6 protein-coding genes and 1 tRNA gene are annotated in these 6000 nt (G+C 65.5%); 6 read left to right on the plus strand and 1 reads right to left on the minus strand.

Translation table 11 applies throughout. The annotated features are described in order from the left end of the window. Window positions 1-125 precede the first annotated feature (125 nt). Entirely contained in the window at window positions 126-614 is a 489-nt protein-coding gene (locus ESO89_RS15735; protein WP_128906393.1) for a type II toxin-antitoxin system death-on-curing family toxin, read from the plus strand. Window positions 615-639: 25 nt separating this feature from the next. Beyond that, window positions 640-780 (plus strand): hypothetical protein, encoded by a 141-nt coding sequence (locus tag ESO89_RS18665; RefSeq protein WP_164932822.1) that lies wholly within the window; start codon window positions 640-642, stop codon window positions 778-780. Between the two features lie 193 nt (window positions 781-973). Here the strand turns inward: ESO89_RS18665 and ESO89_RS15740 are convergent. Further along, window positions 974-1046 (minus strand) — tRNA-Arg (locus ESO89_RS15740). A gap of 227 nt (window positions 1047-1273) precedes the next feature. Here ESO89_RS15740 and ESO89_RS15750 point away from each other — a divergent pair. The 4 genes from ESO89_RS15750 (at window position 1274) to ESO89_RS15765 (ending at window position 5947) form a co-directional block, all read left to right on the plus strand. Next, complete coding sequence (locus tag ESO89_RS15750; protein WP_128906395.1) at window positions 1274-2899, plus strand: PAS domain-containing protein; 1626 nt, start codon at window positions 1274-1276, stop codon at window positions 2897-2899. Between the two features lie 72 nt (window positions 2900-2971). Continuing rightward, a complete protein-coding gene (rimI, locus tag ESO89_RS15755; protein ID WP_128906396.1) occupies window positions 2972-3460 on the plus strand; it encodes a ribosomal protein S18-alanine N-acetyltransferase in 489 nt (162 codons plus the stop codon). Between the two features lie 66 nt (window positions 3461-3526). Beyond that, window positions 3527-5326 carry an oligoendopeptidase F gene (gene pepF / locus ESO89_RS15760; protein ID WP_128906397.1) on the plus strand — a complete coding sequence of 600 codons (1800 nt, stop codon included), beginning with the start codon at window positions 3527-3529 and terminating at the stop codon, window positions 5324-5326. A 195-nt stretch (window positions 5327-5521) separates the two neighbouring features. Further along, window positions 5522-5947 (plus strand): SatD family protein, encoded by a 426-nt coding sequence (locus tag ESO89_RS15765; protein WP_128906398.1) that lies wholly within the window; start codon window positions 5522-5524, stop codon window positions 5945-5947. The last annotated feature ends 53 nt before the right edge of the window (window positions 5948-6000 follow it).

Raw genomic sequence — 6000 nt, forward strand, 5'->3', positions numbered from 1 at the left:
AACGACTAGACTTTTGAGGCGTGAGACGGTCGAAATCGACGTCCTGAAAACGGTGATTTCTGATACCGCTCATCCACCTCATCTATAGCAACATCTACACTGATACAGCAATGACGTTGGAACGAATGGCCGACTCGTTGTGGTACCCGTCCGTCGAAGACGTCGTCGCCATCCACGACGACATCGTCACGGAGTACCCCGACACTCCCGCCGGTGTTCGGAACCGCGGCGACATCGAGTTCGCATTGAACTACATCGAAGCGGGCAGCTTCGGCTCCGCACCGGAGACCATCCACGAGAAGGCGTATCACCTCCTCCGGCTCCTCGTCGCCAATCACCCGTTTGTCGATGCGAACAAACGGACTGCACTCAACGTGACCGTCGTCTTCTACTTCCTCAACGGGTATCGGTTCGAGTACGACGACGAAGTGAGGACGATCCTGAAAGACTTCGGCACCGACGAAGCGGCCGTCGATGAGGAGGATACCACCGAGTATCTTCGATCCCACACCGAGGAGCTGGATCTGGCCGGTGAGATCGAAGAGTGGCGAGACGAACTCATCCGGTACGGGCTAGACCGGCTGACCGGCGATTCGTCGGACCCGAACGATTAACGGCCCCCGGAGCGTCCGTTCAGGTATGGCCACCGAAAGAGGAGCAGAAACGACCTCCCCGCTTGACGAGGTGATGGAGGAGATCCGAAGAGAATTGGTTCGACGGGTCGCGGCGGACGACCGAGATTCGAACCGGGACGTCTACGACGCTCTCAAAGACGAATAACGGACTGTACTGAGCAATTACTAATCAAATCCGGCCAGAGAGATCAATCGGCGAGTGATTTTCTCTACAGAGATCAGTTTGGCTGTACCCGACCCCCACCGATGCACCTGTGGATGGCCCACCACCGAACGAAAGCACGCGCCTCGCAGTATTACGGCAGTTATCCCGCTTCAGTCATGCGATTAGAACGATACGGGCGCGACGGGATTTGAACCCGCGGCATCTTGGTCCGGAACCAAGTGCTCTGTCCGCTGAGCTACGCGCCCTCACGACCGGGTATCCGCGGCGAGCGTTTAACGCTTCTGACTCCGATCGCCGGAATCGGTCGCCGGACGGCGATGCGGTCGCCGCCGCGAGGTCACGGTCGGTGCGAATCGGTGAGCCGACGGCTGGCGATCGGTCGCAGTCTCGGGGACGGCGTTCAAAGTATCAAAATCGATACCGAGAACGCGCAGCTTTATCCCGTCCCGTCCGTAGGGGCGATCGAACCAGCGTGACCCTCCGTCCGACCGACCGGTCGTCGGCCGCCCGGCGCGACTCCCGCTCCGACGCCGACCGACAGGAACCGACCGACCGGTCGACCTCCGACGGCGCGCGCGACTCCGACTCCCCGTCCGACGCCGAGGGTCCCGGCGACGCCGCCGAGGCGTCTCGGTCCGGTGCGGCGACCGTCCCGGGCGCCGACCGGTTCGTCGCGGCCGTCGCGGTCGACGGCGAGGTGCTGTTCGCCGGGCCGTCGGTGCCCGCGGTGCTCGGGGTCGAGCGGGCGTCCCTCGTCGGCGACGATCTGTTGGAGCGCGTTCATCCGAACGACCGCGAGCCCGTCTCCGACGCGCTCTCGGCGGTCGCGACCGACCGCGTCGTCACCCACCGGCTCCGCCACGCGAGTGGCGGGTTCGTCTGGGTCGAGTCCGTCGTCGACGAGGAGTTGGCCCCCGAGTTCGGGGGCCGCGTCGTCACCGCGCGCCGCGTCGACTCGGAAGCGGCCTTCCCGGAGCGGTTCCGGGAGTTCTTGGAGTACGGCACGGATCTCGTCACCGTCGTCGACGACGACGGCCGGGTCCGGTACGAGAGCCCGTCCGTCGAGGAGGTGCTCGGCTACGAACAGGGGTCGACCGTGGGGCGCTCACCGCTCGGCTACGTCCACCCGGACGACCGCGAGCGCGTGACCGAGCGGTTCTACCGCGCCCTCAACGACCCCGGCGCGACGCCCACGATGGAGTACCGCTACCGCACCGCCGACGGCGACTGGGTCTGGCTGGAGTCCCGGACCCGGTCGCTGCCGGCCGACGCCTCGGTCGGGCGCCTGCTCATCAACTCGCGGGACGTGAGCGAGCGGAAGGCGCGCGAGCGCCGGCTCACCGACCGCAACGAGCGACTCGACCGCTTCGCCAGCATCGTCTCACACGACCTCCGGAACCCGCTGTCGGTGATCCGGGCGTCGATAGAGATGGCGCAGTTGAAAGGCGACACCGAGCCCTTGGAGCGCGGCGAGCGCGCCGTCGACCGGATCGATCAGCTGGTCTCGGAGCTGCTGACGCTCGCCCGGCAGGGCTCCGGGATCGACGAGCCGACCGAGTTCGCGCTCGGCGGGGTCGCCCGCGAGGCGTGGGAGACCGCCGGGAGCACGGACGCGACCCTCGTCGTGGGCGCGGATGCCCGGGTTCGCGGCGACCGCGGCCGTCTGCGGCAGGCGTTCGAGAACCTGTTCCGGAACGCGGCGGAACACGCGGTTTCGGACGGCGAAGAGGGCGTTCGACCGGCCGACGGCTCCGCCGACGCCCGGCAGACCGACGGCGGCGAGGACGCCCCCCTCACCGTCGTCGTGACCGCGACCGACGGGGGGTTCCTCGTCGCCGACGACGGGCCGGGGATCGACCCGACGCACCGCGGGGAGGTCTTCGACCCCGGCTTCACGACCCGCGAGGACGGGACCGGCTACGGGCTCGACATCGTCCGCGAGGTCGTCGAGTCGCACGGGTGGACGATCGACCTCCGTGGCGACGGCGCGGACCCGCCGTCCCCGGACGACACGGCGGTCCCCGACGGGGCGTGTTTCGTGGTCCGCGGTCCGGACCCCGACGCGGCCGAGGCGGGCGAACCGTGGATCGGCGGGTGACCGCGGTCGCCCGGTCACCACGAGGTTGTGCCGTCCCGTCGCGTTTATTCCTCTCGCCTGCTAATCTGGCCCGTGACCCCCGTCGACGCGACCGTCCGGCCGATCGAGCGCGCCGACCTCCTCGCCGTGGTGCGGATCGAGCGGGCGTGCTTCTCGGACCCGTGGCCGTACGACGCCTTCGAGCGGCTGCTCGACGAGCCCGCGTTCCTCGTCGCGGAGCGGGAGGGGGCGGTCGTCGGCTACGTCGTCGCGGATTCCACCCCGAACCACGGGCGCGACATCGGCCATGTGAAGGACCTCGCGGTCCACCCCGAGGCGCGCGAGGAGGGGATCGGCCGGACGCTGCTGCGGTCCGCGCTCGCGCGGCTCCGCGCCGTCGGCGTCGCAGTCGTGCGGCTGGAGGTCCGCGAGAGCAACGCGGCCGCCCGCTCGCTGTACGCGGACGAGGGGTTCGACCCGATCCGCCGTGTCTCGAACTACTACCGAGACGGCGAGGACGCGCTCGTGCTCGTCGTCGACCTCGCGGAGTGGGCCGGACGGGAACAGTTCGGGAGGGAGTGATCCGGACCCGTTTCGCGAACTTCCGCGTTTGACAACTCTTAGTGTCCCGGGGGCGAACCCCGTGGTATGAGTTCGGTTCCCGAGCGAGCGGAGATCGACGAGGCGTACAAGTGGGACCTCCAGAGCGTCTACGCCGACGACGAGGCGTGGGAGGCCGCCTACGAGGCGGTCGCGGACCGGATCGAGGAGCTGGCGACGTACGAGGGGCGCGTCGCCGACGACGCGGCGACCCTCCTCGAACTGTTGGAGCTGCGCGAGGAGATCTTCCGCGACCTCCAGCGGGTGACGACGTACGCCCGGCTCCGCAGCGCCGAGGACACCCGGAACCAGGAGTACCAGGCGATGTCCGCGAAGGCGTCCTCGCTCGGCTCCGAGGCGTCGAGCGCGATCTCCTACCTCGAACCGGAGCTCCAGTCGCTCACCGAGGCGGAGGTCGAGTCCTTTATCGACGCCGAGCCCGCCCTCGCCGAGTACGAGCACTACCTCGACGACGTGTTGCGGATGAAAGAACACACGCGCTCGGCCGAGGTGGAGGAGGTGCTCGCCGACTTATCGGAGGTCACCGACGCCCCGAGCGAGATCTACTCGATGCTGACGAACGCCGACATGACCTACGGCGTCGTCGAGGACCCCGACGGCGAGGAGGTCGAGATCACGCAGGCGAACTTCACGAAGCTCCAGACGAACCCGGACCGGGAGTTCCGCGAGCGCGTCCACGAGACGTTCTACGACGAGTGGGCGAGCGTCCGCAACACGGTCGGCACCTCCTTGGAGAAGGCCGTCCGAGAGCACGCGACGGCCGCCGAGATCCGGGGCTACGACTCCGCGCGCGAGGCCGCGCTCGACGGCTCGAACGTCCCGGTCGAGGTGTACGACACCCTCGTCGACACGGTCGGCGACAACCTCGACGTGCTCCACCGGCACGCCGGCCTGAAGGCGGACGCGCTCGGCGTCGACCAGTTGGAGAGCCACGACCTCTACATGTCGCTGACGGGCGATCAGGGTCCCGACGTGGAGTACGAGCAGGCCCGCGAGTGGGTGATCGAGGCGGTCGCGCCGCTGGGCGAGGCGTACCAGGAGCGGATGGCCGAGGGACTCGACTCGCGGTGGGTCGACGTGTACGAGAACCGCGGGAAACGCTCGGGCGCGTTCTCCTCGGGGACGTACGACACCCAGCCGTTCATCCTGATGAACTACCAAGACGACATCGCCTCGATGTTCACGCTCGCGCACGAGCTCGGCCACTCGATGCACTCGGAGCTGGCCGGCGACACCCAGCCGTGGCACGACGCGAGCTACGAGATCTTCGTCGCCGAGATCGCCTCCACCGTCAACGAGACCCTGCTCACTCACCACCTGCTCGACACGGTCGAGGACGACGAGCTGCGCACCCACGTTCTCGACGAGTACCTCGAACGCTTCCGGTCGACGCTGTTCCGGCAGACGATGTTCGCGGCGTTCGAACAGCGGATTCACGAGCGCGTCGAGGCCGGCGACGCGCTCACCCCCGACGCCTTCGACGAGATCTACGCCGACCTCAAGGGCGACTACTACGCGCCCGCGGAGCTGACCGGCGGCATCGAGCGCGAGTGGGAGCGCATTCCGCACTTCTACTACGACTTCTACGTCTACCAGTACGCGACCGGCATCTCCGCGGCGGCCGCGATCGTCGAGCGCGTCTTGGCGGAGGGCGAGACGGCCGCCGCCGACTACCGCGAGATGCTGCGGGCGGGCGGCTCCGACTACCCCCTCGACGTCGTCGAACTCGCGGGGATCGACATGGCCTCGCCCGACCCGATCGAGTCGGCCGTCGGGATCTACGACGAATACCTCGACGAGGTCGCGGCGCTGCTCGATCTGGAGTAGGCAGGGGAGAGGATAGCGGACGGCAGTTTCGAGGTGTTCTTCGGACAGAGGAAGGAACAGCATATTATACCTGATAGAGTTAACTGTAAAAATAAGATAGCTATATATAGCTATTCTTGGAAATACAACCATGAAACGTTGTAATCATCAAATACAACCTCCAGAGGTTGTTTCTCTGGGAACCCGTATATAAAAATGTCGGCTAGTGGGCCTCAATATGTTCTCCTTGCAGATGTCATCGGATCATCTGACATCGATGACCGAGCCGAGTTTCGAGAGAACCTGACTCTTGCGTTGGATCGTGTGAACCGGGAATTCAGCGAATACATTAGTTCAAATTTTGAGATGTTGAAAGGGATCGACGAGTTTGGAGGAGTTCTCTCCCGTCTTGCACCCATCTATGAGATTATATCGATGATACACACAGATGTGCATCCAACGATGGTGAGGTTCGGTATTAGCGGCGGGCAAATTGATATTCAGCCATCTGGAGAAATTAACGAACTCGATGGCCCAGCTTTTCATCAAGCCGATTCTCTCTTAACACAAGTGGAACAAGATGATCTGTTTATTTATTTAGTACGTGTTTACCCCGAGGTCTCGACAGCCGGCACAGCGTGAGCCCGTGACATAACCTCATTATTGCTGACGACTCGACGAAGTTCTTCGTATGG

This window comes from Halorubrum amylolyticum (genome assembly GCF_004114995.1).
In the GTDB taxonomy this organism is placed as follows: Archaea; Halobacteriota; Halobacteria; order Halobacteriales; family Haloferacaceae; genus Halorubrum; species Halorubrum amylolyticum.

What these genes read in the sequence shown, in the direction of transcription:
- pepF (WP_128906397.1), top strand. Translation starts at nt 3,527, where the DNA reads ATGAGTTCGGTTCCCGAGCGAGCGGAGATCGACGAGGCGTACAAGTGG.
- ESO89_RS15735 (WP_128906393.1), top strand. Translation starts at nt 126, where the DNA reads ATGGCCGACTCGTTGTGGTACCCGTCCGTCGAAGACGTCGTCGCCATC.
- ESO89_RS18665 (WP_164932822.1), top strand. Translation starts at nt 640, where the DNA reads ATGGCCACCGAAAGAGGAGCAGAAACGACCTCCCCGCTTGACGAGGTG.
- ESO89_RS15765 (WP_128906398.1), top strand. Translation starts at nt 5,522, where the DNA reads ATGTCGGCTAGTGGGCCTCAATATGTTCTCCTTGCAGATGTCATCGGA.